At 55.2% G+C, this 26347-nt stretch carries 27 protein-coding genes; 11 read left to right on the top strand and 16 right to left on the bottom strand.

Annotation, left to right across the window (positions count from 1 at the left end):
• Positions 1-277: 277 nt before the first annotated feature.
• Genes tauD through tauA form a run of 4 tightly spaced genes read right to left on the bottom strand, consistent with a single transcriptional unit; the run spans position 278 to position 3696 of the window.
• Positions 278-1117, bottom strand: a complete 840-nt coding sequence (gene tauD / locus LH22_RS03935; RefSeq protein ID WP_038644316.1) for a taurine dioxygenase — start codon at positions 1115-1117, stop codon at positions 278-280.
• A complete protein-coding gene (tauC, locus tag LH22_RS03930; RefSeq protein WP_038644315.1) occupies positions 1114-1941 on the bottom strand; it encodes a taurine ABC transporter permease TauC in 828 nt (275 codons plus the stop codon). The genes tauD and tauC overlap by 4 nt, the downstream gene beginning before the upstream one ends.
• Entirely contained in the window at positions 1938-2705 is a 768-nt protein-coding gene (tauB, locus tag LH22_RS03925; RefSeq protein WP_038644313.1) for a taurine ABC transporter ATP-binding subunit, read from the bottom strand. Before tauB ends, tauC begins: the two co-directional genes overlap by 4 nt.
• A 10-nt stretch (positions 2706-2715) precedes the next feature.
• Entirely contained in the window at positions 2716-3696 is a 981-nt protein-coding gene (tauA, locus tag LH22_RS03920; protein ID WP_038644312.1) for a taurine ABC transporter substrate-binding protein, read from the bottom strand.
• A 233-nt stretch (positions 3697-3929) separates the two neighbouring features.
• Between tauA and LH22_RS03915 the strand changes: the two genes are divergently transcribed.
• On the top strand, positions 3930-4910 hold the full coding sequence (locus LH22_RS03915) for a LacI family DNA-binding transcriptional regulator (protein WP_038644310.1): 981 nt from the start codon (positions 3930-3932) through the stop codon (positions 4908-4910).
• A gap of 1 nt (position 4911) precedes the next feature.
• Here the strand turns inward: LH22_RS03915 and LH22_RS03910 are convergent, their stop codons facing one another.
• Positions 4912-5514, bottom strand: a complete 603-nt coding sequence (locus LH22_RS03910) for a LysE family translocator (RefSeq protein WP_038644309.1) — start codon at positions 5512-5514, stop codon at positions 4912-4914.
• A gap of 60 nt (positions 5515-5574) precedes the next feature.
• On the opposite strand from LH22_RS03910, the gene LH22_RS03905 reads away from it, so the two are divergent.
• The 3 genes from LH22_RS03905 to LH22_RS03895 all read left to right on the top strand — a co-directional run bounded on the left by LH22_RS03905 (position 5575) and on the right by LH22_RS03895 (position 7743).
• Entirely contained in the window at positions 5575-6591 is a 1017-nt protein-coding gene (locus LH22_RS03905) for a hydrolase (RefSeq protein WP_038644307.1), read from the top strand.
• Between the two features lie 2 nt (positions 6592-6593).
• Complete coding sequence (locus tag LH22_RS03900) at positions 6594-6812, top strand: YheU family protein (RefSeq protein WP_034820041.1); 219 nt, start codon at positions 6594-6596, stop codon at positions 6810-6812.
• Positions 6813-6873: 61 nt separating this feature from the next.
• Positions 6874-7743 carry a phosphoribulokinase gene (locus LH22_RS03895; protein ID WP_038644305.1) on the top strand — a complete coding sequence of 290 codons (870 nt, stop codon included), beginning with the start codon at positions 6874-6876 and terminating at the stop codon, positions 7741-7743.
• A 43-nt stretch (positions 7744-7786) separates the two neighbouring features.
• Here the strand turns inward: LH22_RS03895 and LH22_RS03890 are convergent, their stop codons facing one another.
• Positions 7787-8191, bottom strand: coding sequence for an OsmC family protein (locus LH22_RS03890; protein WP_038644303.1), 405 nt, complete (start codon positions 8189-8191; stop codon positions 7787-7789).
• Positions 8192-8494: 303 nt separating this feature from the next.
• On the opposite strand from LH22_RS03890, the gene crp reads away from it, so the two are divergent.
• Both crp and LH22_RS03880 read left to right on the top strand, forming a co-directional pair.
• Positions 8495-9127 carry a cAMP-activated global transcriptional regulator CRP gene (gene crp, locus LH22_RS03885; protein WP_000242758.1) on the top strand — a complete coding sequence of 211 codons (633 nt, stop codon included), beginning with the start codon at positions 8495-8497 and terminating at the stop codon, positions 9125-9127.
• A gap of 58 nt (positions 9128-9185) precedes the next feature.
• Positions 9186-11261 carry a YccS/YhfK family putative transporter gene (locus LH22_RS03880; RefSeq protein WP_038644300.1) on the top strand — a complete coding sequence of 692 codons (2076 nt, stop codon included), beginning with the start codon at positions 9186-9188 and terminating at the stop codon, positions 11259-11261.
• Here LH22_RS03880 and argD read toward each other — a convergent pair whose 3' ends face one another.
• The 5 genes from argD to ppiA all read right to left on the bottom strand — a co-directional run bounded on the left by argD (position 11262) and on the right by ppiA (position 14605).
• Positions 11262-12482, bottom strand: a complete 1221-nt coding sequence (gene argD / locus LH22_RS03875) for a bifunctional acetylornithine/succinyldiaminopimelate transaminase (RefSeq protein WP_038644299.1) — start codon at positions 12480-12482, stop codon at positions 11262-11264. It abuts the gene before it with no gap.
• Positions 12483-12569: 87 nt separating this feature from the next.
• Positions 12570-13145, bottom strand: a complete 576-nt coding sequence (locus LH22_RS03870; protein WP_038644298.1) for an aminodeoxychorismate synthase component II — start codon at positions 13143-13145, stop codon at positions 12570-12572.
• A 41-nt stretch (positions 13146-13186) separates the two neighbouring features.
• Positions 13187-13780, bottom strand: a complete 594-nt coding sequence (locus LH22_RS03865) for a putative adenosine monophosphate-protein transferase Fic (protein WP_038644296.1) — start codon at positions 13778-13780, stop codon at positions 13187-13189.
• Entirely contained in the window at positions 13770-13934 is a 165-nt protein-coding gene (locus tag LH22_RS20020; protein ID WP_071845582.1) for a YhfG family protein, read from the bottom strand. The genes LH22_RS03865 and LH22_RS20020 overlap by 11 nt, the downstream gene beginning before the upstream one ends.
• Positions 13935-14032: 98 nt before the next feature.
• Positions 14033-14605 (bottom strand): peptidylprolyl isomerase A, encoded by a 573-nt coding sequence (gene ppiA, locus LH22_RS03855; protein WP_038644294.1) that lies wholly within the window; start codon positions 14603-14605, stop codon positions 14033-14035.
• A 262-nt stretch (positions 14606-14867) separates the two neighbouring features.
• On the opposite strand from ppiA, the gene tsgA reads away from it, so the two are divergent.
• Positions 14868-16046 (top strand): MFS transporter TsgA, encoded by a 1179-nt coding sequence (gene tsgA / locus LH22_RS03850; RefSeq protein ID WP_038644293.1) that lies wholly within the window; start codon positions 14868-14870, stop codon positions 16044-16046.
• A 91-nt stretch (positions 16047-16137) separates the two neighbouring features.
• Here the strand turns inward: tsgA and LH22_RS03845 are convergent, their stop codons facing one another.
• Entirely contained in the window at positions 16138-17421 is a 1284-nt protein-coding gene (locus tag LH22_RS03845; protein WP_038644292.1) for a cytosine deaminase, read from the bottom strand.
• A gap of 288 nt (positions 17422-17709) precedes the next feature.
• Between LH22_RS03845 and nirB the strand changes: the two genes are divergently transcribed.
• The 4 genes from nirB (at position 17710) to cysG (ending at position 22971) form a co-directional block, all read left to right on the top strand.
• A complete protein-coding gene (gene nirB, locus LH22_RS03840; RefSeq protein WP_038644291.1) occupies positions 17710-20250 on the top strand; it encodes a nitrite reductase large subunit NirB in 2541 nt (846 codons plus the stop codon).
• Positions 20247-20573 carry a nitrite reductase small subunit NirD gene (gene nirD, locus LH22_RS03835; RefSeq protein ID WP_038644290.1) on the top strand — a complete coding sequence of 109 codons (327 nt, stop codon included), beginning with the start codon at positions 20247-20249 and terminating at the stop codon, positions 20571-20573. The genes nirB and nirD overlap by 4 nt, the downstream gene beginning before the upstream one ends.
• A gap of 30 nt (positions 20574-20603) precedes the next feature.
• Entirely contained in the window at positions 20604-21407 is an 804-nt protein-coding gene (gene nirC, locus LH22_RS03830) for a nitrite transporter NirC (RefSeq protein WP_038644289.1), read from the top strand.
• A 199-nt stretch (positions 21408-21606) separates the two neighbouring features.
• Positions 21607-22971 carry a siroheme synthase CysG gene (gene cysG / locus LH22_RS03825; RefSeq protein WP_038644288.1) on the top strand — a complete coding sequence of 455 codons (1365 nt, stop codon included), beginning with the start codon at positions 21607-21609 and terminating at the stop codon, positions 22969-22971.
• A gap of 102 nt (positions 22972-23073) precedes the next feature.
• On the opposite strand, the gene trpS is transcribed toward cysG, so the two are convergent.
• The 4 genes from trpS to dam all read right to left on the bottom strand — a co-directional run bounded on the left by trpS (position 23074) and on the right by dam (position 26316).
• Positions 23074-24078, bottom strand: coding sequence for a tryptophan--tRNA ligase (gene trpS / locus LH22_RS03820; RefSeq protein ID WP_034819607.1), 1005 nt, complete (start codon positions 24076-24078; stop codon positions 23074-23076).
• 15 nt (positions 24079-24093) lie between these two features.
• Positions 24094-24771, bottom strand: a complete 678-nt coding sequence (locus LH22_RS03815) for a phosphoglycolate phosphatase (RefSeq protein WP_034819610.1) — start codon at positions 24769-24771, stop codon at positions 24094-24096.
• A complete protein-coding gene (rpe, locus tag LH22_RS03810) occupies positions 24755-25438 on the bottom strand; it encodes a ribulose-phosphate 3-epimerase (RefSeq protein WP_034819612.1) in 684 nt (227 codons plus the stop codon). The genes LH22_RS03815 and rpe overlap by 17 nt, the downstream gene beginning before the upstream one ends.
• A 65-nt stretch (positions 25439-25503) precedes the next feature.
• Positions 25504-26316, bottom strand: coding sequence for an adenine-specific DNA-methyltransferase (dam, locus tag LH22_RS03805; RefSeq protein ID WP_038644286.1), 813 nt, complete (start codon positions 26314-26316; stop codon positions 25504-25506).
• Positions 26317-26347: the final 31 nt, after the last annotated feature.

Below are 26347 nucleotides of genomic sequence, written 5' to 3'. Positions count from 1 at the left end.
ATTGTGTTGCTGTTTATGTTGCTGCCGGGTTTGGTGTAAGGGCCAGAAAAGCCCCGCCCGATCGCAAAGGGATCACGCATCCATGCTGATCGACCGCCACATCCATGTGGCGGACGCTTTGCTCTTCGGGCGGGGCTTTCCTGTCCTGTTTAGATTCTCATCGCTGTATCTTGTGCGCTTGTCTGGATGTTTGCACACTTCGTAGCGGCGCAATTTATTGCGCATTTTTTTTAGACGCGCGCGATAAATAGTGCCGCTACGGATATGAATCAGCCAGTTAGAACGGCACATCACCCAGCACGGTTGCACGATGCATCACTCTACGCGCCGGATAATAATCCGCATTGGCATAATGCTGCGTGACGCGGTTATCCCAAATAGCCACATCATTCTCCTGCCAGCGCCAGCGCACCTGAAACTCCGGTTTTGCCGTGTGCCAGAACAGGAAATTCAGCAGTGCTTCGCTCTCCTTCTCACGCAATCCCAGTAAACGCGTCGTAAAGCCTTCATTCACAAACAGCGCCTTACGCCCGCTCACCGGGTGCGTGCGAATGACGGGATGGTGCACCGGCGGATGCTTCGCCACGGCCTGTTGCCAGCGTTGATGTTCCTCTTCAGTCTTACGGTATTTGTATTCCTGGAATGACTTCTTGAAATCGTGTTCTGCCTGTAAGCCACTCAGTAGCTGCTTGAAAGGCTCGGACAGCGCTTCATAAGCCGCAATCCCCGTGGACCACAGCGTGTCGCCACCGCTGTCCGGCAGCAGCTTCGACGCTAAAATCGCAATCGCTGGCGGCGTTTGAATAAAGGTCACATCGGTGTGCCAGTTATCGTTGTCCGGTGGATTATCCTGATGGGTATCCAGCACGATAATTTCTTCCACCCCCTCGGCATGCGGATACACCGGATGGATGTGCAGATCACCGAAGCGGATCGCCAGAGCGCGATGCTGTTCCGGTGTGATCACCTGATTACGCAGAAACAACACCTGATGGCGTAACAAGCCATGATAAAGCTGCTCAAACTGCGCGTCGCTTAACGGGCGGCTGAGATCAAGATCGCTAACCTGCGCACCGATATGCGGGCCCAGCGCGGTAAAAGTGATACGTTCGTTCATTGCTGTTCTCCATTCCAGGGCGTTAATCGGCGCTGCAAAGCGCGCAGACCCAGTTCTAAGCTAAAAGCGATCAAGGCAATCACGGCGATTCCGGCCAGTACCACATCAGTGGCAAGGAACTCGCCCGCTGACTGCACCATGAATCCCAGTCCGCGTGTGGCGGCAATCAGTTCGGCAGCCACCAGCGTTGACCAGCCGACGCCAAGGCCAATGCGCAAACCCGTGAGAATTTCCGGCAAGGCGCCCGGCAAGATGACAAAGCGCAGCAGCTGCCAGCGCGACGCGCCCAATGCTTGTGCCGCGCGAATCCGTACCTGCTGAGCATTTTTCACACCCGCCAACGTCGAGAGCGTCACCGGCGCGAAGATCGCCAGATATATCAGTAAAATTTTTGAGGTCTCACCGATACCAAACCAAATCACCATCAGCGGCAAATAAGCGAGCGGCGGCACCGGGCGATAGAGTTCAATCAGTGGATCGAGCAGCCCCCGAATCGCCGGGCTTAGGCCCATCGCAATGCCGACGGGAATGCCAATCAGCGCGGCAAAGAACAGCGCCACCAGCATGCGCGTCAGGCTGGCGCCCAGGTGCTGCCATAACGTGGCATCCATAAAGCCTTGCGGGCTGGCAATCAGCAGCAGCTTTTGCAGCACCTGCTGTGGCGGCGGCAGAAACAGAGGGGCCACCAAACCCAGCGTTGTGACGCCCCACCACACCAGCAGCAACAACGCGACACTCAGTAGACTCAATGAAAACTGGGGGGAAAACGGCCAGCGCAGTGTGCGTCGGCGAGTCTGGGTTTTCTCATCAATCACCGCACTCATACAAACGCCTCCCGCTGAGAAAAGACCTGATTCAGCACATATTCACGGCGCTCGATAAAGGCCGGGTCGGATTTAATACTGCGGCACGCTTCACCGGCAGCGAACCGCTGACCAAAATCGAGTTTGATACGCTCCACCACACGGCCGGGTCCCGGTGACAACAGCACCAGTTCGCTGGCAAGAAACACCGCTTCTTCAATATCGTGGGTAATCAGCAGAATTTGTTTGCCGGTATCGCGCCACAGCGTCAGCAGCAGGGTTTGCATCTGTTCGCGTGTAAAGGCATCCAGCGCACCAAATGGCTCATCTAAAAGCAGCAACTGAGGATCAGCCGCCAGCGCACGCGCAATCCCCACGCGCTGACGTTGACCCCCAGAGAGCTGCCAGATATAACGCTTTTCTGCCCCTTCCAGTCCGACTTTGCGGATTAAACGGCGAGCAATGGTGTGGCGTTCAGCCTTGTCCATTCCCGCCAGCTGCAAGCCAAACGCCACGTTATCGATCACGTTACGCCACGGCAGTAGCCCTTCATTCTGAAACACCACGCCGCGTTCTGCGCCCGGTCCATTTACCGCTTTACCATCAAGCGTGATACTGCCTGACTCCAGCGGCAGGAATCCGGCGATCAAGTTCAGCAAGGTGGTTTTGCCACAGCCAGACGGTCCCAGCACCACCAGCAGGTCGCGTTGATCCAGCTGCAGATTGATATCCTGCAGCGCCGGTTGTCCGGCGTAACGTGCATTCAGGTTGGTGATGCTGAGCATAGCGCCTCCGTTATTTCGCTAAAGGTGCAACAAATTGCGTGGTGACAAAGCTGCTGTAATCATTAGCCGCGTCCGGCACTTTGCCCTGCTCTTTCAGGAAGTGCGCGGTATCAACAATGGCTTTGTTCACTGGCTTGCCCAGCTGTTCCACCTGCTGCTGTGCGGTCAGGTAGGTATTGCCTTTGACCAGCACCGGCACATCGCTTTCCGGTACGCCACTCAGGCGCGCCAGTTTGCTGAGATTGTCGGGCTGCTTCAGCCACTGTTCTGGATTAGCAATGTAGGCTTGCTGTGCCTCAATCGCGCTGCGCGCAAAGGCAGTGACGATTTCAGGATGCTGCTGGGCGAAATCTTTGCGCACCACCCACACATCCAGCGTTGGCGATCCCCATTTGCCCACCTGAGAAGAGTCGGTTAACACCGTGCCATCCTTTTCCAGCTCGTTAACCGCCGGTGACCAGACGTACGCGCCGTCAATATCACCGCGTTTCCACGCCGCAATAATGGCAGGCGGTTGCAGATTCACTAACTGCACCTGCGACGGCTTGATGCCCCAATGCTTGAGCGCTGACAGCAGGCTGTAATGGGTGGTGGAGATGAAAGGCACGGCGATGCGTTTGCCAATCAGATCCTTGGGACGGGTGATGGATTTCTTCACCACCAGCGCTTCGGAATTGCCAAGCTGTGATGCCAGTAAGAAAGCTTCGATGGGCAACTGCTGTGTTGCCGCCACGGCTAACGGGCTGGACCCGATATTACCGATTTGCACATCACCGGAAGCCAATGCCCGCAGCACGCTGGCACCGCTATCAAACTTGCGCCAATCCACCGTCGCGCCACTCTCTTTGGCAAAGGTGTTATCGGCCTGCGCCACTTTGGCCGGTTCCGCCGAGGTTTGATATGCCACGGTGACATTCACCGCCTGTGCCTGAAACGCCATCAGGGCCAATGCTGCCGCCACTGCCGTTATTGTTTTTTTTACTGCCATCATCGTTCACCCCAATGTTATGTCGTGATGGCAGTTTCTCCAGCGGCTATAATTTCATAAAGGAATTAAAAATTATCCCTAATGAAAATCTGTTCTTAGATCAACATTGGGCAAGGATATGCGAAATATGCAAATGCAAAGAACGCGTAAAGACGGAAATATGTCACGCGCTCACATAACGACTGTGCTATTGATAGGCTTCTGATTTTTCACCTCTACTGGCGGTACTGAAATCCATGTCGATTGAAAAAGTTGCCCGTCTTGCTGGCGTGTCTAAAGCCACGGTTTCTCGGGTGTTGAACCAGCATCCCGGCGTGCGAACAGATACGCGAGAAAAAGTATTGGCGGCCATCAATCACTGTGACTATCAGCCCAATCTGCTGGCTCGCCAGCTGCGTACTGCCCAGAGTCATATGTTGCTGGTGTTAATATCAGACATCACTAATCCCTTCTGCTCACGCGTGGTACAAGGCATTGAAGCTGAAGCCGAAGCGCAGGGTTATCACATCCTGTTGTGCAATTCGGCCTCGCAGCTGCCGCGCGAAGCCGCTTATCTGGCGTTATTAAGCGGTAAAGTGGTTGACGGTGTGATCACTATGGATGCCGCCGCCTGTTTGCAGCAGTTAAAAGATTTGATTGGTGACGCCCCCTGGGTGCAATGCGCCGAATACGATCCAGCCATTCCCGCTTCTAGTGTCACCATTGATAATAAAGAAGCCGCATTTGAAACGGTGCGTTATCTGGCCAACAAAGGCCGCCGACGTATCGCGCTGGTGAATTGTGATATGCGCTATCTCTATTCACATCAGCGCGAAACGGGTTATCGCGAAGCGCTGGAGCAGTTGGAACTGAGTTGGGGTGGCGTGGCTTACGCGGAAAACATTTCGTGTGAAGCGGGCAGTGCCGCACTGCGTGAACTGCTGGCGCTACCGGAGCGACCAGACGCCGTGTTTGCGGTTTCTGATGTGCTGGCGGTTGGCGTGATCCATGCAGCGCTGGAAGCGGGATTGCGGGTACCAGAGGATTTGGCGGTAGTAGGATTCGATGGCATTCCCTTCACCAGCAGCCTCAATCCACCACTGACCACCATCGAACAACCGATGAATCGACTGGGTGCACGCAGTGTTCAGCTGTTATTGAACCGCATCCGCCAGCCGCACAGTGAAGTGGTGCGTGAAGTGTTACCCTGGAAGCGCGTTGAACGCGCCTCCAGTTAACTCAACGCCAGATCAGCAGTACACAGGCTGCCGTGAGCGCACCCATCGCCAGGTTGAAGATTTTCCACGCACGCGGGCTGCGCAACAATCGGCCAATCAGCGAACCAAATCCCATCCAGATAACACCGGATACCACATTAACCAGCGCCATGCCGATACTGATCGCAATCACGGAATGCAGATACGCGTCGCCTGCAAGGCTGAAGCTGGCCACCGCGCCCAACGCCATCAGCCAGGCTTTTGGGTTGATCAGCTGTAACAGACCACCCTGCCAGAACGGCATCTGTTTCACCGTGGCGTCTTCGGTTTCCAGCTTCTCGTACTCTGCGGTAGCAATTTTCCACGCCAGCCACAACAGATAGAGACTACCGGCAATCTTCAGCACCAGATGCAGTGAAGGATAAAGCAGGATCAAACCGCCGATGCCAAATGCCACCATCAGCAACATGACTTGCATACCAATCATGATACCAATGAGCAGCGGGATGGTGCGCAGGAAGCCAAAATTAGCACCTGAGGCGGTAAGTAACATATTATTGGGCCCTGGCGTGATGGCAGCGACCCAAAGAAAACCCAACATTGATAAAAAAAGACTCAGTTCCATGTAAATTCGGGTGCTCCTCACCCAGTAAAGCGGACAACCCATCGAAGCTATCAGCGAGTTATGCATCAGACAAGCCTTTACCCAAGCTATTTTGATCGCCTGAACGGCGAGCGATTCACTCCGCTGCGCGGATTCAGTAACGCGCATCTGCAAACCCTGCTGCCGCGCATACTGCGTCGGCGCGTAACCCTGCGTCCGCACTGGCAGCGACTTGATCTGCCTGACGGCGATTTTGTTGATCTCGCCTGGAGCGAAGACCCCGCGCAGGCGCGCCACAAGCCGCGTATGGTGATGTTTCATGGCCTGGAAGGAAGCTTTCGTAGCCCATACGCCCATGGTCTGATGCAAGCGTGTCAGGCGCGGGGCTGGCTGGCGGTGGTGATGCACTTTCGTGGCTGCAGTGGCGAACCTAATCGCCTGGAACGCATTTATCATTCCGGTGAAACCGAAGATGCGACCTTTTTCTTACACTGGCTGCAGCGCGAATGGGGCACGGTGCCAACGGCAGCAGTGGGCGTTTCACTCGGTGGCAATATGCTGGCCTATTTATTGGGCATGCAGGGCAATGATGTGCCTGTGGATGCAGCCGTCGCGATTTCGGCACCCTTTGCGCTCGAACCCTGCAGTGAAAAGCTCGATGCCGGCTTCTCTCGTTTCTATCAGCACTATTTACTGACCAAGCTGAAACAGAACGCCACGCGCAAACTGCTGGCCTGGCCTGGCACACTGCCGGTGGAACTGAGCCAGCTGCGGGCATTTCGCCGTATTCGTGAGTTTGATGATGCGATTACTGCACGGGCGCACGGTTTTCTGGATGCCAACGACTATTATCAACGTGCCAGCGCTATGCCGCTGCTCACGGGCGTGCGCAAGCCGCTGCTGATCATCCATGCCAAAGACGATCCCTTTATGACCGATGCGGTGATCCCGCAGCCGGAGCAACTGTCGCCTTCGATTGAATATCAGCTGACGCAAAAAGGCGGTCACGTTGGCTTTGTTGGCGGTACGTTAATGAAGCCGAAAATGTGGCTGGAACAGCGTGTGCCTGACTGGCTTTCAACCTATCTGGATGTGTGATCGTGATTATTCCCTGGCAAGAACTTGAAGTCGCAACACTGGAAAACCTGATTGAAACTTTCGTGCTGCGCGAAGGTACCGACTATGGTGAGCAGGAGCGCAGCCTGGAACAGAAAGTCGCCGACGTGCGCCGCCAACTGGAGCGCGGAGACGTTGTGCTGGTGTGGTCGGAACTGCATGAATCCGTCAACATTATGCCGAAAGGCGAGTTTCGCGGTTAATGCACCGCACAGTAATTCGTGGTAACAATGCTCATCGCCCGACTTCACAGGGAGTTCTGTTATGTCAGCCAGGCATCCAATCATTGCCGTGACCGGTTCCAGCGGTGCCGGTACCACCACCACCAGCCTCGCCTTCCGTAAGATTTTCCAGCAGCTGGATCTGCATGCTGCGGAATTGGAAGGTGACAGTTTTCACCGATATACCCGTCCAGAAATGGATATGGCGATCCGTAAGGCACGCGATCTGGGCCGCCATATCAGTTACTTCGGCCCGGAAGCCAATGACTTCGGGCTGCTGGAACAGACGTTTAAGCATTACGGAAAAACCGGGTTGGGTGAGTCGCGCAAATATCTGCACACCTACGACGAAGCGGTGCCGTGGAATCAGGTGCCGGGCACCTTTACGCCCTGGCAGCCGCTGCCGGAAAACACTGACGTGCTGTTCTATGAAGGATTACACGGTGGCGTGGTAACACAGCAGCACAACGTCGCCGAGCATGTCGATTTGCTGGTCGGCGTGGTGCCGATTGTCAATCTGGAGTGGATTCAAAAGCTGGTGCGCGACACCAGTGAGCGCGGCCATTCCCGTGAAGCGGTGATGGATTCAGTGGTGCGTTCGATGGAGGATTATATCAACTTCATCACGCCGCAGTTCTCGCGCACCCACATCAACTTCCAGCGTGTGCCAACGGTGGATACGTCAAACCCCTTTGCCGCACGTGAAATTCCGTCACTCGATGAAAGTTTTGTGGTAATTCACTTCCGTGGGCTGGAAGGCATTGCTTACCCTTACCTGCTGGCGATGATCCAGGGCTCGTTCATTTCACATATGAACACGCTAGTGGTGCCGGGCGGCAAAATGGGGCTGGCAATGGAGTTAATCATGACGCCACTGGTGCAGCGGCTGATTGAAGGTAAACGGATTGAATAATCCAGAAATTCTGTAGCGGCGGCCGTTTGGCCGCCCGCTTATGTTATCGCTCAATCACTTCGTAACTGTGCGTCATTTTCACACTATTGCCGAGCATGATCGCCACCGAGCAATACTTCTCCGCCGACAGATCGACAGCCCGCGCCACTGCTTTATCGCTTAGCGCGGTGCCGCTAACGATAAAATGCAGGTTGATGTGCGTAAAAATACGTGGCGCTTCTTCACGGCGCTCGGAGGTGAGTTTCACCTCGCAGTCAGCCACATCATTTCGGCCTTTCTGCAGGATCGATACCACGTCAATCGCGCTACAGCCGCCTGCTGCCATCAAAACCATCTCCATCGGGCTTGGCGCTTTGTCACCCGAGTTACCGTCCATTAATACCTGATGGCCAGATGAGGATTCTCCGAGAAAGGTCAGCCCTTCCACCCATTTCACTCGTGCCTGCATTATTCTTTCTCCTGAAGTGGCGGTTTTGCCGCCAGAGTACGCTTTCACTTGATAAACAGCAATCCAGACTCTTCCGCCTGTTGCTGAAGCGAGACAACAGAAGACAGCTTGCAAAAGCTGTGCTACAAACAGTGCTGAAAATATTTTCGTCATCACAGACGAAGGCGGGAAGAATCAAAAGCGTAGCTTAAGAATCACCCGGAAATAATTTTCCTTTACTGGAAGCGCTCTACGATTACACCGCCTGACAGGGAAAACTGCCCCCTGTATTTTGGGCACGATTACAACAGAGGATAATAGCGAATGGTTCTCGGCAAACCGCAAACAGACCCTACACTCGAATGGTTCCTGTCCCATTGCCATATTCACAAATATCCGTCCAAAAGCACGCTCATCCATCAGGGTGAGAAAGCGGAAACGCTGTACTACATCGTGAAAGGTTCCGTTGCGGTTCTGATCAAAGATGAAGAAGGCAAAGAGATGATCCTCTCCTACCTCAATCAGGGAGACTTCATCGGCGAACTCGGCCTGTTTGAAGAAGGCCAGGAACGTAGTGCCTGGGTACGTGCTAAGACTGCCTGCGAAGTGGCTGAAATTTCTTACAAAAAATTCCGTCAGCTGATTCAGGTAAACCCGGATATTTTAATGCGACTTTCGTCGCAGATGGCGCGTCGTCTGCAAGTCACCTCCGAGAAAGTGGGCAACCTTGCCTTCCTCGATGTGACGGGCCGTATCGCGCAAACACTGCTTAATCTGGCGAAACAACCCGATGCGATGACGCACCCCGACGGGATGCAAATCAAAATAACCCGTCAGGAGATTGGTCAGATCGTGGGTTGCTCACGCGAAACCGTGGGTCGTATCCTGAAAATGCTGGAAGATCAGAACCTGATCTCCGCACACGGTAAAACCATCGTCGTCTACGGCACCCGCTAATTTCTTATCACCCACGGCGTGATGGCAACATCGCGCCGTTTTTGTTTGCGATGAGCTGATGTGGCGCCGAATCATCTATCATCCTGAGGTCAACTACGCACTGCGGCAAACGCTGGTGCTGTGCCTGCCTGTGGCACTAGGCTGGCTGTTTGGCGATCTGCAAAAAGGCCTGCTGTTCTCATTAGTTCCTGCCTGCTGCAACATGGCGGGTCTCGATACACCACATAAGCGCTTCTTTAAACGCCTGATTGTGGGCGGCTCACTGTTTGCTACCGCCAGTTTCCTGATCCAATTTCTTACCAGTGACGCCATTCCGTTACCGCTGATCCTGTTTGTGCTGCCGCTGTTGATTGGCGTGACCGGCGAAATCAGCCCGCTGCACGGCCGCTTACTGCCCGCTACGCTCATTGCTGCCATCTTCAGCCTCAGCCTGGTGGGCCGCATGCCCATGTGGGTGCCGCCTCTGCTGTATATTGGTGGCACGCTGTGGTACGGCCTGTTTAACTGGTTCTGGTTCTGGCTGTGGAAAGAGCAGCCAATGCGCGAAACCCTCAGCCTGCTGTATCGGGAACTGGCGGATTATTGCGATGCCAAATACACCCTATTGACGCAGCTTACCGATCCCGAGAAAGCGCTGCCGCCGTTGCTGGCGCGTCAGCAAAAAGCCGTTGACCTGATCACCACCTGCTATCAGCAGATGCACATGCTCTCTGCCAGCCGCGATAACAGCCACAAGCGCCTGACGCGGGCTTTCCAGGTGGCGCTTGATTTGCAGGAGCACATCTCGGTGAGCCTGCACCAGCCGGAAGAAGTGCAAAAGCTGGTCGAGCAGAGTCACGCTGAAGCAGTGATCCGCTGGAATGCCAAAACCATCTCTGCGCGCCTGCGCCTGTTGGCCGATGCCATTCTCTATCATCAGTTGCCCGATCGCTTCCACATGGAGAAGCAACTGGGTGCGCTGGAAAAAATCGCGCGCCAGCATCCTGATAACCCGGTGGGCAACTTCTGCTACTACCACTTCAGCCGCATCGCCCGCGTGTTGCGCACGCAAAAGCCGTTATACACTCGAGACTTGATGGCGGATCGCCAGCGTCGCCTGCCGCTGTTCCCGGCGCTGCGCAGCTACCTATCGCTCAAGTCCGCCGCATTGCGCACCGCCGCGCGTATCTCGGTGATGCTGATGTTCGGCAGCGCGCTGGCGCTGTTCTTCAATATCCCCAAGCCTTACTGGATTCTGATGACCATCATGTTTGTCAGCCAGAATGGCTACAGCGCGACACGGGTGCGTATCCAGCACCGTGCGCTGGGCACCTTTGCCGGATTGCTGATCGCCGCAGGATCGCTACAGCTCGACGTCCCCGAATCGATCACCCTACTGTTCATGCTGGCCATCACCCTCGCCAGCTACCTGGTCACGCGCAAGTATTACGGCTGGTCGATGATTGGCTTCACCGTGACGGCGGTGTATTCACTTCAGCTGTTGTCGCTGAACGGGGCGCAGTTTCTGCTGCCGCGCATGATGGATACCCTGATGGGCTGCCTGATCGCCTTTGCCGGTATGATCTGGCTGTGGCCACAGTGGCAGAGCGGATTACTGCGCAGCAACGCGCATGATGCGCTGGAGGCTTATCAGGAAGCCTTGCGGATGTTGCTGGGGCCGGAGCAGTCTCCTGAAAAGCTGGCGTATCAGCGCATGAAGGTCAATCAGGCGCACAATGCGCTCTTCAACTCACTGAATCAGGCCTCAAGCGAACCGGGCTTCAACGCGCAGTACCTGAAAGATATGCGCATGTGGGTGACCCACAGCCAGTTCATTGTGGAACACATCAACGCGATGACGATCCTGGCGCGTGAGCACACCATGCTGACGCCGAAGCTGGCGGAACGCTATCTGCAATCCTGTGAAATTGCGCTGCAGCGCTGTCAGCAGCGGCTGGCGTATGATGGGCCAGGCAATGACAGCAATATTCTGGAAGCGCCGGAGAATATGAATGAAGGGCCGGTAACGATTGTCGAGCAGCATGTGAAGCGCATCCTGCAACACCTGAATGTGATGCACACCATCTCTTCACTGGCGTGGAGCCAGCGACCGCATCACGGCCGCTGGCTGAAAGTGTTACGTCCGAAGGGCTGATTACGCCGCCAGCACTTTCTCAATCGCTTTGGCGAAACGCGCCATGCCTTCTTCGATGTCAGTCGGCTCGATCACCAGTGACGGCACAAAACGCATCACATCAGTGCCCGCGGTCAGAACCATCACCCCTTCTGCTGCTGAGGCATTGAGGATATCGCGCGCTTTACTGGCGTGTTGTGGCTTCAGCGCTGCGCCAATCAGTAAACCTTTGCCGCGAATCTCACTGAACAGATCGTATTTGCTGTCGATCGCCTGCAGTGCATCCACGAACTGCTGACGACGGGCCTCTACGCCACCCAGCACTTCTGGGGTGTTGATGATATCCAGCGCGGTTTCAGCAATCGCACAGGCCAGCGGGTTGCCGCCATAGGTGGTGCCGTGCACGCCCGGAGCCATCACCGACGCGATTTCATTGGTGGTTAGCATCGCGCTCACCGGGAAACCGCCGCCCAGCGCTTTCGCGGTGGTGATGATGTCTGGCTTGATGCCGTAATGTTCGTAGCTGAACAGCTTACCGCTACGACCCATGCCGCTCTGTACTTCATCCAGCACCAGCAGCGCTTTATGCTCATCGCACAGCGCACGCAGACCCTGCATAAATTCCTGCGTCGCAGCCACCACGCCGCCTTCACCCTGAATCGGCTCCACGACAATCGCGCAGGTGTGGTCATCCATCACCGCTTTCACCGCATCCAGATCGTTAAACGGCACATGTACGATATCTGCCGGCTTTGGACCAAAGCCGTCGGAGTATTTCGGCTGGCCGCCAACAGAAACGGTAAACAAGGTACGACCGTGGAACGCATTGTGGAAGGCGATGATTTTGCTTTTGAACGGGCTGTGTTTTTTGCAGGCGTAGTAACGTGCCAGCTTGAAGGCGGCTTCGTTGGCTTCCGCACCGGAATTACCAAAGAACACGCGATCGGCAAAGGTCGCGGCAATCAGTTTGCTCGCCAGACGTAATGCCGGTTCATTGGTAAACACGTTGCTGGTATGCCACAGGGTTTCACCCTGGCTTTTCAGCGTTTCCACCAGCGCCGGATGGCAATGACCCAGAGCCGTCACCGCGATACCGCCGGAGAAGTCGATATACTCTTTGCCCTGCTGATCCCAGACTCGGCTGCCCTTGCCTTTCACCGGCACGAACTGCGCAGGTGCATAAACAGGCAAAATCACGTTATCGAACGTTTCCCGGGTTACCGCTAGTTTTTCCGCTGCCATTGCCGACCTCATTGGGTTATTTATTGAGCTGAAGTGAAATTATAATCACAAAATATGCATAAAAAATCACACGAAGGCAAACATAAGTTACGTGTCGAGGAAATTAGCCAACAGCTGATGGCCCTGCTCGCTGAGGATACTCTCAGGATGGAACTGCACCCCTTCTAAGGGCAGCGTACGGTGGCGGAAGCCCATGATCTCATCCGGCTCGCCGTTACGCAGGCTCCAGGCCGTGACGTCGAATTCTGCAGGTAGCGTATCGCGCGCCACAATGAGTGAATGGTAGCGCGTAACGGTGAGCGGATTATTAAGGTCGCGAAAAACGCCCTGATTGGTGTGCTGGATAACAGAAGTTTTGCCGTGCATCACCTGCCGCGCGCGCACTATCTGCGCGCCATAGGCTTGCGCAATCGCCTGATGGCCGAGGCAAACACCCAGAACCGGCAAACGCCCAGCAAAATGGCGGATGGCGTCCAGTGAGATACCAGACTGATCCGGCGTGCAGGGGCCAGGGGAGATCACCAAATGGGTGAGTGGCAGCGTCTCCATCTCCGCCAGCGTGATGGCATCGTTACGCACCACGCGGACTTGTGCTCCCAGCTCACAGAAATACTGGTAGAGATTCCAGGTGAAGGAGTCGTAGTTATCAATTAACAGCAGCATAGTGCCCTCAGGCCAGTCAAACCGCCGCTATTCTACGCATTTTACCGGGCTGGGCTCACCACTTTTGCAAACTGCGCCGTCAGCGGCGTCAGATCGCCCGATACACCAGCATACAGTGCGGTACGCCACGCCTCTCGATCCAGCTTATCCCATGACAGCAGATAACCGGCGTGCAGCGCCAGCTGTTCAAAGAAAATGCGCTGCGTGCGGCCGTTGCCGGCGCGGAACGGATGCAATACGAAGATTTCACAGTAGTAATGCGCAAGCCGCGCAACAAACTCATCCTGCGTCAGGTTTGTCAGTTGATGTTCATCTTCCAGCGCGCTCATCAGCGCGTTGCCCTCTTTCTCAATATATTCGCAGTGGCAATAGGGTGTCTCATCACGCCAGATATCGATGCTGCGTAACTCCCCTGCCCAACTGTAGAGATCCTGAAACAGCGTGCGATGAATATGGCATAGCCATGGCATGCCGGTGCTGCGCGGGCCGAGTTCCAGCGTGGTTAGCCGGGCGGCACTGAAAGCCAGTTCGGCTTTACGCAACTGCACGTCATCATGAATATCAAGGCGGTTTTTCAGCACCGTATCATTGTGCCAGACATAAGGGTCGCGCACGGCCAGCGTGTTATCCGCCATATTGCCTCCTCAGTGACTCAAGTCGCTCTTCATGTTGCTCAGCCGTCATATCGCTGAGTACGTAGCCTGCAAGACGGCAACTGGCCTGATAACTGGCCATGCGGCGCTGTTGCCACAGGGTGGCTTTCTGTTTTTCGGTGAGTTGGCTGGTCATGGCGCCTCCGACAAGCAATTTGCCCTAAGTATAAGAGCTAATTTTAGCTTTGCTGGAGAGCAGCAGAACGCGCCGACGATCGCCGGCGCGTTAAATCATTAAGGCAGGACTTTCGCAGAAAGGATAACAACCGGTTTTGACGGCACATTTTGGTACGGGCCGACATCCTTGGTTGGCACCTGAGCAATCTTGTCGATCACGTCCTGGCCTTTCACAACTTTACCAAATACCGCGTAACCGAAGTCACGTTGGCCGTGATCGAGGAACGCGTTATCCGCGACGTTGAGGAAGAACTGGCTGGTCGCACTGTCTTTATCAGCAGTACGCGCCATCGAGATGGTGCCACGCAGGTTACGCAAGCCGTTGTCGGCTTCGTTCTTAATCGGTGCCACGGTCTGCTTCTGCTGCATATCCGTGGTGAAACCGCCGCCCTGGATCATAAAGCCAGGAATCACGCGATGGAAAATCGTGTTGTTGTAGAAACCGTTGTTGACGTAGTCGACAAAGTTTTTCACCGAAACCGGGGCTTTCTGGTTGTTCAGTTCGAGTTCGATATTGCCCGCAGAGGTGGTGAGCAGCACATGAGTATCCCCTTTAGCGGCCAGAGCCGAAGCGGATACAGAAGAGAGCGCTAACAGGGCGACTGCCGCTGTCAAAGTACGTTTAAACATGAAAGATTCCTTACCATGAAGTGCAAGCTCAAAAACGAGATCGATTGTAAAGAGCAAGTTATATAAGAGCCAGCGTTTTACCGATATTTACGCTGATGTTGCGATTGTCATACTTTTTTTGGCACGCAATCATTTGCGTGATGAAAATCACACTATTAATGAAATATTTCCCGCTCGTTACACTCGTTGTTTATTAAGATCACAGTTGCATTTACAATTCATGACACTTTTTGCCAATCCCGGCGCATCACAGGTTCAGAACATGACAAACCGTAATCGCATTGGCCTTACCTGGATCAGCTTTTTCTCCTACGCGCTCACCGGCGCGCTGGTGATCGTTACCGGTATGGTACTGGATAATATTGCCCAATACTTCCAGTTGCCCATCTCAGAGATGAGCAACACTTTCACCTTCCTGAATGCCGGTATCCTGGTCGCGGTATTCCTTAACGCCTGGCTGATGGTGATTGTGCCGTTGAAACGCCAGCTGATTTTTGGCTTTGTGCTGATGATCCTCGCGGTGGCAGGCCTGATGACCAGCCATAACCTGACCGTCTTCTCACTGTGCATGTTTGTGCTCGGTGTGGTCAGCGGTATAACCATGTCGATCGGTACCTTCCTGATTACCCATCTGTACGATGGCCGTCAGCGTGGCTCCCGCCTGCTGTTTACCGACTCGTTCTTCAGCATGGCCGGTACCATTTTCCCGATTATCGCCGGTGTGTTACTGGCGCGCATGCTGCCATGGTACTGGGTATATGCCTGCATCGGCGTCATTTACATCGCCATCTTCGTTCTGACGTTGATGGTGGAATTCCCGGAACTGAAAAGCGAAGCTGCCGTACAAGGTGGCGAGAAAGAGAAATGGGGCATTGGCGTGCTGTTCCTGTCGATCGCGGCGCTGTGCTACATCCTTGGTCAGCTGGGCTTTATCTCTTGGGTGCCAGAGTATGCGACCAAATCGATGGGTATGGACATTGCGGCAGCCGGTCAGTTGGTGGGTAACTTCTGGACCGCGTACATGGTCGGCATGTGGGTGTTCAGCTTCCTGCTGCGCTTCTTCGATCTACAGCGCATCCTGATGGTGCTAGCCGCATTAGCGACGGGCCTGATGTACTGGTTTGTCACCACGAACGACGCCAGCATGCTGCACTGGATCATCATGATTCTCGGCTTCAGCTCCAGCGCCATTTACACCACCATCATCACCCTCGGTTCGCTGCAAACCAAAGTCTCTTCGCCGAAGCTGGTGAACTTTATCCTCACCTGCGGCACCGTCGGCACCATGCTGACCTTTGTGGTCACCGGCCCGATTGTGGCGAAAGGCGGCGCACATGCGGCACTCTCCACCGCGAATGGCTTGTATGCCGTGGTGTTTGTGATGTGTGTGCTGCTGGGCTTTGTGACCAAACATCGCCAGCATGGTCATATTACGCACTAATCGGTGACGTGCAGGGGTGAACGTTCGCCTCCGTTGCCTGGTGCCGTAGCAAGAGAGTGCGCAGTGATGCGCACTCTTTTTTATTAAGCGACTATCGTCGGAATGTCACCGCTTCCGCCTCGCCCAAATAGATTTCACTGCTCGCGGGCTGCGTTGACGCCACCACGCTTCCCTGCCGTATCGAATAGCGCACAGGCACTTGTCTGCGTACCGCATCAAAGCCACTCTCAGCCGGCAGAATAATCAGACTGGCATGGTCACCCACCGCCAGACCGTAATCCTTCAATTGCAACGTTTTCGCGCTGTTGGTGGTAATCAGACTCAGGCCGTTGTCGATCTGTTCGTAGCCCATCAACTGACAGACATGTAATCCCATATGCAGCACCTGCAGCATACTGGCCGTGCCGAGCGGATACCAGGGATCAAACACATCATCATGGCCAAAACAGACGTTGATGTCGGCGTCGAGCAACTCTTTCACTCGCGTGATGCCGCGACGTTTGGGGTAGCTATCAAAACGTCCCTGCAAATGAATGTTCACCAGCGGATTAGCCACAAAGTGAATCTTCGACAGCTTCAGCAAGCGGAATAATCGCGAGGTGTAGGCGTTGTTATAGGAGTGCATCGCCGTGGTGTGGCTGGCGGTTACGCGTTCGCCATTGCCATCACGATGCGCCAGCGCCGCCACGGTTTCGACAAAGCGCGATTGCTCATCATCGATCTCATCACAGTGTACATCCACCATGCGGTCATAACGGTTGGCGAGCGCGAAGGTTTTATGCAGCGATTCCACACCATACTCGCGTGTGAACTCGAAGTGCGGGATGGCACCCACCACATCGGCGCCGAGACGCAATGCCTCTTCCAGCAGCGCTTCGCCGTTGGGATAGGAAAGAATTCCCTCCTGCGGAAACGCCACGATTTGAATATCGATCCACGGCGCCATTTCCGCTTTCACTTCCAGCATCGCTTTCAGCGCGGTGAGAGTGGGATCGGAAACATCAACGTGGGTACGCACATGCTGGATACCGTTGGCAATTTGCCACTTCAGCGTCTGCTGTGCGCGCTGTTTGACATCGTCATGGCTGAGCAGCGCTTTGCGCTCCGCCCAGCGTTCAATACCTTCAAACAGGGTGCCGGACTGATTCCAGGCAGGCTGCCCGGCAGTTTGCGTGGTGTCGAGGTGAATGTGCGGTTCGATAAACGGCGCACTCGCCAGCCCTCCTTCGGCGTCCAGTGCGTCACTCTGATCCACGATTTGCGGTGGCTGGGGACGTATCGCCGCAATTTTTCCACCGTTGATTTCCATTTGCCACAAGCCCTGCTGGCCCGCTAAGCGCAGATTGTTGATCCACTTCAGTGACCGGTTCGCCATGCCATCCTCCTGTTCAAAGCAACAGGTTAAGCTAGCACGAAAAACTGTCTGTCAGCGTCATCGATTTTTCGGATGTCATTATTGGCGAACCAGCGAGTGACTTTTCACGGCGCCATCGGCAGTGACCCGTTCTGCACAATATTCAACCAAATAAGTCACTTATCTATTTCGTTCAAAATCAATTACATACCTCAAAATAGGTATATGAGGGTGCGCTTGATGTGCATCAATAAGCGCCTGATGTAGCGCGCTATCGTAAGCGCAGATACCGCAATTTTTGAGGCAAGCATGAGCAAGCACAGTGTCGTGATCATTGGCAACGGCATGGTGGGCCACCGCTTTATAGAAGAATTGATCGATAAAGCCGAGCCCGGCCAATTTGCCATTACCGTCTTTTGTGAAGAACCGCGCGTCGCCTATGACCGCGTCCACCTTTCCGCCTACTTCTCCCATCACACCGCTGAAGAGCTGTCACTGGTTCGCCCCGGCTATTACGAAAAACATCAGGTCAAACTGCTGATCGGTGAACGGGCGATTACCATCAACCGCGACGAAAAACTGATTCACTCCAATACCGGTCGCGCGGTGCATTACGACACGCTGATTTTTGCCACCGGCTCTTATCCGTGGATACCGCCGATAAAAGGCGCCGAAGGCAGCGACTGCTTTGTCTATCGCACCATCGAAGATCTCAACGCCATAGAAGCCTGCGCCCGCCGCAGCCAACGCGGTGCCGTGATTGGCGGCGGTCTGCTTGGCCTCGAAGCGGCAGGCGCACTGAAAAACCTCGGTATCGAAACCCATGTAATTGAGTTCGCGCCCGGATTAATGGCGGAACAGCTGGATGCGCAAGGTGGCGAGCAACTGCGTCGTAAGATCGAACAAATGGGTGTGCGTGTGCACACCGGCAAAAATACCCAGCAAATTGTGCACCACGCTAAAGGCGGTAAGACGCTGGAATTCGCCGATGGCAGCGCGCTGGATGTCGATTTCATCGTGTTCTCCACCGGCATTCGTCCGCAAGACAAGCTGGCAAAACAGTGTGGGCTGGAAATCGGCCAGCGTGGCGGCATTGCCATCAACGACCGCTGCCAGACGCGCGATCCGGCGATTTATGCCGTCGGCGAATGCGCAGCCTGGCAGAACCGGCTGTTCGGCTTAGTCGCGCCGGGCTACAAAATGGCACAGGTCGCCAGCGATGCGTTGCTGGGACGCGACAGTGCCTTTTCTGGTGCCGATATGAGCGCCAAACTTAAGTTGCTGGGCGTGGATGTCGGTGGTATTGGCGATGCGCATGGCCGCACGCCGGGCGCGCGCAGCTATATGTGGCTTGATGAGCAAAAGCACATCTACAAACGCCTGATTGTCAGCGAAGACAACCGCACGCTGCTCGGCGCGGTATTGGTCGGTGACACCAGTGATTACGGCAATCTGCTGCAGCTGGCGCTGAATAACATCGCGCTGCCCGATAATCCTGAAGGTTTGATTTTGCCAGCAGGCAGTGGCGAGAAGCCGGTATTGGGCGTCGATTCCCTGCCGGACAGCGCGCAAATCTGCTCCTGCTTTGATGTCAGTAAAGGCGATATCGTCAAAGCGGTGCAAGGCGGTTGCCATACCGTGGCGATGCTGAAAAGCGATACCCGTGCCGGAACGGGCTGCGGCGGCTGCATTCCGCTGATCACTCAGGTGCTCAACGCGGAACTGAGCCGCCAGGGCATCGAAGTCAACAATCACCTGTGCGAGCACTTCCCCTATTCACGCCAGGAGTTGTATCACCTGATTCGTGTCGAAGAGATCACTTCCTTCGAAGCCTTACTGGCGAAATACGGTCAGGGTTATGGCTGTGAAGTGTGCAAACCGACCGTGGGCTCGCTGTTGGCCTCCTGCTGGAACGACTATGTGCTCAAACCGCAACTCGCGCCACTTCAGGACAGCAACGATCTGTTCCTTGGCAATATCCAGAAAGATGGTACCTACTCGGTCATCCCGCGCTCACCCGGGGGCGAAATCACGCCAGAAGGGTTGATGACGATCGGTGCGGTGGCGCGCCAGTACAACCTTTACACCAAAATCACCGGCTCGCAGCGTATTGGCCTGTTCGGTGCCCAGCGTGATGACCTGCCTGCCATCTGGTCGCTGCTGATTGATGCCGGATTTGAAACCGGCCAGGCGTATGCCAAAGCGTTGCGCATGGCAAAAACCTGTGTGGGCAGCACTTGGTGTCGCTATGGCGTCGGCGATAGCCTCGGCTTCGGTATCGAGCTCGAGAACCGCTACAAAGGCATTCGTACACCGCACAAAATGAAGTTTGGCGTCTCGGGCTGCACACGCGAATGTGCGGAGGCGCAGGGCAAAGATGTCGGCATTATCGCGACGGAAAAAGGCTGGAATCTGTATGTGTGCGGCAACGGTGGCATGAAGCCACGCCACGCCGATTTGCTGGCAGCGGACCTGGATCGCGATACCCTGCTGACTTATCTCGACCGCTTTATGATGTTCTATATCCGCACCGGTGACCGCCTGCAACGTACCTCGCTGTGGCTGGAAAGCATGGAAGGCGGTATCGACTATCTGCGCAGCGTGATTATCGATGACAAACTCAGCCTGAATGCGCAGCTGGAAGCTGAACTGGCGCGCCTTCGGGCTGAAGTCGAGTGTGAATGGACTGCAACGGTGAACGATCCCCGGCAGCACATCCACTTCAGCACCTTCATCAACAGCGATCAGCGCGATCCGCTGGTGCAGCACGTCGCTCAGCGCGATCAGCACCGTCCGGCAAGCCCTGCCGAGCGTATTGCCATCACCCAGATTGAGGAGATCGACGCATGAGCCAGTGGCATTCCGTGTGTGAACTCGAACAAATCCTGCCTGCCACCGGCGTCTGCGCGCTGGTGAAAGGCCAGCAGATTGCCATCTTCCGTCCGCATGATGATGAGCAACTCTATGCGCTGAGTAACATCGATCCTTTCTCCGCCGCCAGCGTGCTGTCACGCGGCCTGATTGCCGAACATCAGCACACGCTGTGGGTCGCCAGCCCGCTGAAAAAACAGCGCTTCCGTTTAAGCGATGGCGTCTGCCTGGAAGATGCCGCCCGTTCCGTGGCGAGCTATCCGGTGCGCGTTACTGCGGGCCAGGTCGAAGTGTGCGCCTGACAGAATTCTTTTACTTTATGAGACGTCACTATGTTTACTGACACCCTGAATACCTGCGCCGCCAACGCGGCGCGCATTGTGCGTACGGCACAACACAGCCCGCTGGCCTTCTGGATCAGTTCGGCGATGGCGGGCGCTTACGTTGGCCTCGCCATCATCCTGATTTTCACCCTCGGCAATCTGGCCGATCCAGCCTGGCGTCCGTTAGTCATGGGCGCTACCTTTGGTATCGCTCTGACCCTGGTGATCATTGCAGGGTCAGAACTGTTTACGGGCCATACGATGTTCCTCACCGTGGGCGTTAAAGCCGGTAGCATTAGCCAGGGTCAGATGTGGTGTGTGCTGCCGCAAACCTGGCTGGGCAACCTGATCGGCTCGGTATTTGTCGCCCTGCTCTATTACTACGCGGCAGGCGCGATGCTGCCCAATGCAGGCGCACTGATTCACAGCGCGGCGCTGGCGAAAACCACGCAACCGGCAATGGCGCTGTTCTTTAAAGGGGCGCTGTGCAACTGGCTGGTGTGTCTGGCGATCTGGATGGCAGTGCGCACCGAAGGCACGGCAAAATTCATTGCCATCTGGTGGTGCCTGCTGGCCTTTATCGCCTCCGGCTATGAGCACTCTGTCGCGAATATGACGGTCTTTGCACTGTCGTGGTTTGGTCAGCATAATGCCGAACTCACCTTGAGCGGCATCGGCCATAACCTGCTGTGGGTGACGCTGGGTAATATGTTCTCTGGTATGGTGTTAATGGGCCTCGGTTATTGGTACGCCACCCCGCAAGCTCAAAGACCGCAAGTGGCGACACAAGCCGCTGCGCTCAAATCGGTTTAAATGTTTCTAAGCCCACGAACCTCGTTATGTGAATCACGTTATCAACATTAACGGTCACACAGATTTGCAGCGGCGCAATTTATTGCGCGTGTTTAAGCGCCTGCGCGATAAATCGCGCCGCTACGGATTATGCGTACCGAAACTAAGTTGCTTAACTGATTACCATCGCACGGCTCGCGGGCTTTTTTGAGGATGAGCGATGGACTATTTTCCACTGTTTTGCCGCCTGAAGGGCAAACGCTGCTTACTGGTTGGCGGTGGCGATGTGGCAGAACGCAAAGCGCGCCTGCTGCTGGATGCCGGTGCCGATCTGCACGTCGGCGCACTGGATTTCTCCCCTGTATTTCAGCAGTGGGCCGAGCAGGGAAAGTTGCACCTCATGTCCGGCACCTTTGAAGAGTGCTGGCTAGAAGGCTGCTGGCTGGTGATTGCCGCCACCGACGATGACACCGTGAATCAGCAAGTGGGCGATGCTGCCGAAGCACGCCGCATCTTCTGCAATCTGGTGGATGCACCACAGGAAGCCAGCGCTATCATGCCATCGATTATCGATCGCTCCCCGCTGATGATTGCGGTGTCCTCCGGTGGTCGTGCTCCGGTGCTGGCTCGCCTGCTACGCGAGAAGCTGGAAGCGATGCTGCCACAGCATTTAGGCCAACTGGCTTCACTCGCTGGCACACTGCGCAGTCGGGTGAAGAACACTTTCGCCAGCATGGGACAGCGCCGGGCTTTTTGGGAACGCTTCTTTGCCAGCGATCGTTTGGCACAAACGCTGGCTAATCGCGACCAGCCACGCGCCGATCATATCGTTGATACGCTGTTCAATGCGCCGCTGTCACAACAAGGTGAAGTGGTGCTGGTGGGCGCGGGTCCGGGCGATGCCGGATTGCTGACACTAAAAGGGTTGCAGTGTATCCAGCAGGCCGATGTGGTGGTGTATGACCGCCTGGTATCCGAACCGATTCTCAACCTGGTGCGCCGCGATGCAGAGCGCATCTTTGTCGGTAAACAGGCGGGACATCACTGCGTCCCACAGTCACAAATCAACCAGCTTCTGCTGGAGCAGGCCCAGAGCGGCAAACGTGTGGTGCGACTGAAAGGCGGCGATCCCTTTATTTTTGGTCGTGGCGGCGAGGAGCTGGAGGTGCTGGCACAGCACCACATTCCGTTCAGCGTGGTACCGGGTATTACCGCCGCATCGGGCTGTGCCGCCTACAGCGGCATTCCACTGACACATCGCGATCACGCCCAGAGTGTGCGCTTTGTTACCGGCCATCTGCAACAGCAGGGCGAAATTGAGTGGAGTAAGCTGGCAGCAGAACAGCAAACGTTGGTGTTCTACATGGGCCTGAATCAGGCACCCGAGATTCAGCGCCAGCTGTTGCAGCATGGTATGGATGCAACAATGCCGGTCGCCATCGTGCAGAACGGCACGACATCAGAGCAACGGGTAGAGACCGCAACGCTGGCTGAACTCAACACGCTGGCGCAGCAGTTTGCCAGCCCAGCGCTGATTATCGTCGGGCGCGTGGTCAGCCTGCGCCGCCAGTTACGCTGGTTTTAAACTTGGCTGCACCCGTACGATTGGGCGAGGTCTTACGCGCAAATTCATAAAAAAACGGCGAGTCATGACAACTCGCCGTTGTTAGATCATACCGCTCGTCGCTTAAGGCTGAGCCACAAAACCCACTGCTTCGTAGACTTTCTTCAGTGTCTCTTGCGCCTGCGCACGGGCCTTGGTGGCACCATCGCGCATGACCTGATTCAGGAAAGCTTCATCATTACGGAAACGATGATAACGCTCCTGCAGCTCAGTCAGCATGCCGGAAACCGCTTCCGCCACTTCGCCTTTCAGGTGGCCATACATCTTGCCTTCGAATTCCTGCTCCAGCTGTGGAATCGACTTGCCGGTGACACCCGACAAGATATCCAGCAGGTTAGAGACACCGGCTTTTTCTTTGACGTCGTAGCGTACGACTGGCGGCTCAGCGGAGTCAGTTACCGCGCGTTTGATCTTCTTCACTACCGCTTTGGTGTCTTCCAGCAGGCCGATCACGTTGTTGCGGTTGTCATCCGACTTCGACATTTTCTTGGTCGGTTCCAGCAGCGACATCACACGTGCGCCTGATTTCGGAATAAACGGCTCAGGAATTTTGAACACATCGCCATACAGTGCGTTGAAACGACCGGCGATATCGCGGCTCAGTTCCAGATGCTGCTTCTGATCTTCGCCCACGGGCACCTGGTTGGTCTGATACAGCAGAATATCGGCCGCCATCAGCACCGGGTAATCGAACAAACCCGCGGTGATGTTTTCAGAATAACGCGCGGACTTATCCTTAAACTGCGTCATACGGCTCAGCTCGCCAAAGTAGGCATAGCAGTTCAGCACCCAGCTCAGCTGCGCGTGCTCAGGCACATGCGACTGTACAAAGATGGTGCTTTTTGCCGGGTCGATACCGCAGGCAAGGTACAACGCTAACGTATCCAGCGTGGCTTTGCGCAGCGCAGCAGGGTCCTGACGAACGGTGATGGCGTGCAGATCGACGATGCAGTAAATGCAGTGGAAATCATCCTGCATCTGCACCCACTGACGCAGCGCACCCATATAGTTGCCAATGGTCAGTTCACCGGAAGGCTGGGCGCCGCTGAAAACGATGGGTTTGCTCATGTTATATCCTGATAATTACAGCCCGAGAGCGGGCAAAAGTTCGCTAAAAGTATCGAGAGTTAAATCGGGTTGGCTGGCGGCAATCGGCTCGCCATAGTTGTAGCCAAAAGTCATACCGACATTGGGTACACCCGCAGCCTGAGCTGCGTGAATATCATTACGAGAATCACCGACAAACAGTAATTCTTTTTGCAGTACGCCAAAGTGACCCAAAACAAGGAAGATCGCTGCCGGATGGGGCTTTTTCACCACCACATCATCACCGCCAATAATCAGCGTGAAGAAATCGGCAATGCCCAGCGATTGCAGCAAAGGCGCGACAAACGGCGTCGGCTTATTGGTGACGATGGCCATCGGCAAGCCTTTGGCGTGCAGCGCCGCCAGCGTCTCTTTCACCTGCGGAAACAGCGTGCTGCCCGCTTCCACTGTTTCGGCGTAGTACTTATCGAACAACGAGCGCGCGTCGCGCTGCTCCTCGGCGTGCGGTTCGCGGCCTAATGCCCAGGTCAGCGCGCGTGTCATCATCACATCTGCGCCATTGCCAATCCAGGTGGAGGCCAGCGCAACGCCGGGCGGCGGCAGCTGCAAATCACCTAAAGCATGATCGATGGCCTGGGACAGACCCGGTGCGCTATCGACCAGCGTGCCATCGAGATCAAACGCCAGCGCGCGGATATCAGTGAAATGAGCCATTAACTTTCTCCAGTTCGCCGCGCATTTCGTCGATCACTTTCTTGTAATCGGGGTGGCCAAAGATAGCTGAACCAGCCACAAACATATCCGCACCTGCCGCCGCGATCTGACCGATGTTATCGATCTTCACGCCACCGTCCACTTCCAGACGGATATCGTAACCGCTTTGATCAATCAGACGACGCGCCTGACGCAATTTGTCCAGCGTGCCAGGAATGAAAGATTGACCGCCGAAGCCAGGGTTCACTGACATCAGCAGAATGATGTCGAGTTTATCCATCACGTAGTCGAGGTAATCGAGCGGCGTCGCCGGATTGAACACCAGACCCGCTTTACAGCCGTGCTCTTTGATCAGTTGCAGCGTGCGGTCAACGTGCTCACTGGCTTCAGGATGGAAGGTAATGTAAGTCGCGCCCGCTTTAGCGAACTCTGGAATCAGCGCATCCACCGGTTTCACCATCAGATGCACATCAATCGGTGCCGTAATGCCATAGTCGCGCAGCGCTTTCAGCACCATTGGCCCCATGGTCAGATTAGGCACATAGTGGTTATCCATCACGTCGAAATGCACCACATCCCCGCCTGCTGCCAGCGCTTTGGCGGTATCTTCGCCCAGGCGAGCAAAGTCAGCAGCAAGAATTGAAGGGGCCAGCAAAAATTGTTTCATCCGATTCTCCCAATTTTGTGCGCCAGCCAGAGCTGGCGTAATGCGTTGGTCGCGGACGAAACAGGCTAGCGGAAAAGCGCCAGCAGTTCGTCAACCTGAGTGCGACCACTTATGCTTCGGCTGATGGAACGCCGGGCTTTGACTACGTGTAAAACCGCATTCTGATACCACTCACGCGTAAGCAGCGTGTCGTGGTTGGAAATCAGCACCGGTATGCTGTTTTCATGTGCCAGCTTATTTGCCAGCTCGGCCAGATGCTGCTGCTCGCGCAGGCTAAAGCTATTGGTGTGGTACGCGGTAAAGTTCGCCGTCGCCGACAAGGGCGCATACGGCGGATCGCAATAAACCACTGAGCCAGCAGGGGCGTTGTTCAGAGTAACATCGTACGATTCACAGACAAAGGTCGCTTTTTGCGCCCGTTCGGCAAACCACAACAGCTCCGCTTCCGGGAAGTAAGGTTTGCGATAACGACCAAAAGGCACATTGAACTCACCGCGCAGATTGTAACGGCACAAACCGTTGTAACCATGCCGATTGAGATAGAGAAACAGTAATGCACGCTGATATTCATCTTTGCTGGCGTTAAATGCCAGACGTTGCGCGTAATAGGTCTCTGCGATATTACCTTCAGGCGTGAACAGTTGCCGCGCGTCTTCAATGAACTCAGCCGTGCGGTTTTTAACGATGTTATAGAGATTGATTAGGTCACCGTTGATGTCCGCCAGGTGATAGCGATCATAATCGGTGTTGAGGAACACGGAACCGGCACCCACAAAAGGTTCGACTAAACAGTCACCTTGTGGCAAATGACGACGGATATCGTCAAGCAGCGGGTATTTCCCTCCGGCCCATTTAAGGAAAGCGCGATTTTTCTTCATGCTGTCGTGGTTATTACATCTTAATTATAGG

This window comes from Pantoea rwandensis, assembly GCF_000759475.1.
Taxonomy (GTDB): domain Bacteria; phylum Pseudomonadota; class Gammaproteobacteria; order Enterobacterales; family Enterobacteriaceae; genus Pantoea; species Pantoea rwandensis_B.
The sequence above is the reverse complement of the archived record's forward strand: the minus strand, read 5'-3'. Positions and strand labels throughout refer to the sequence as shown.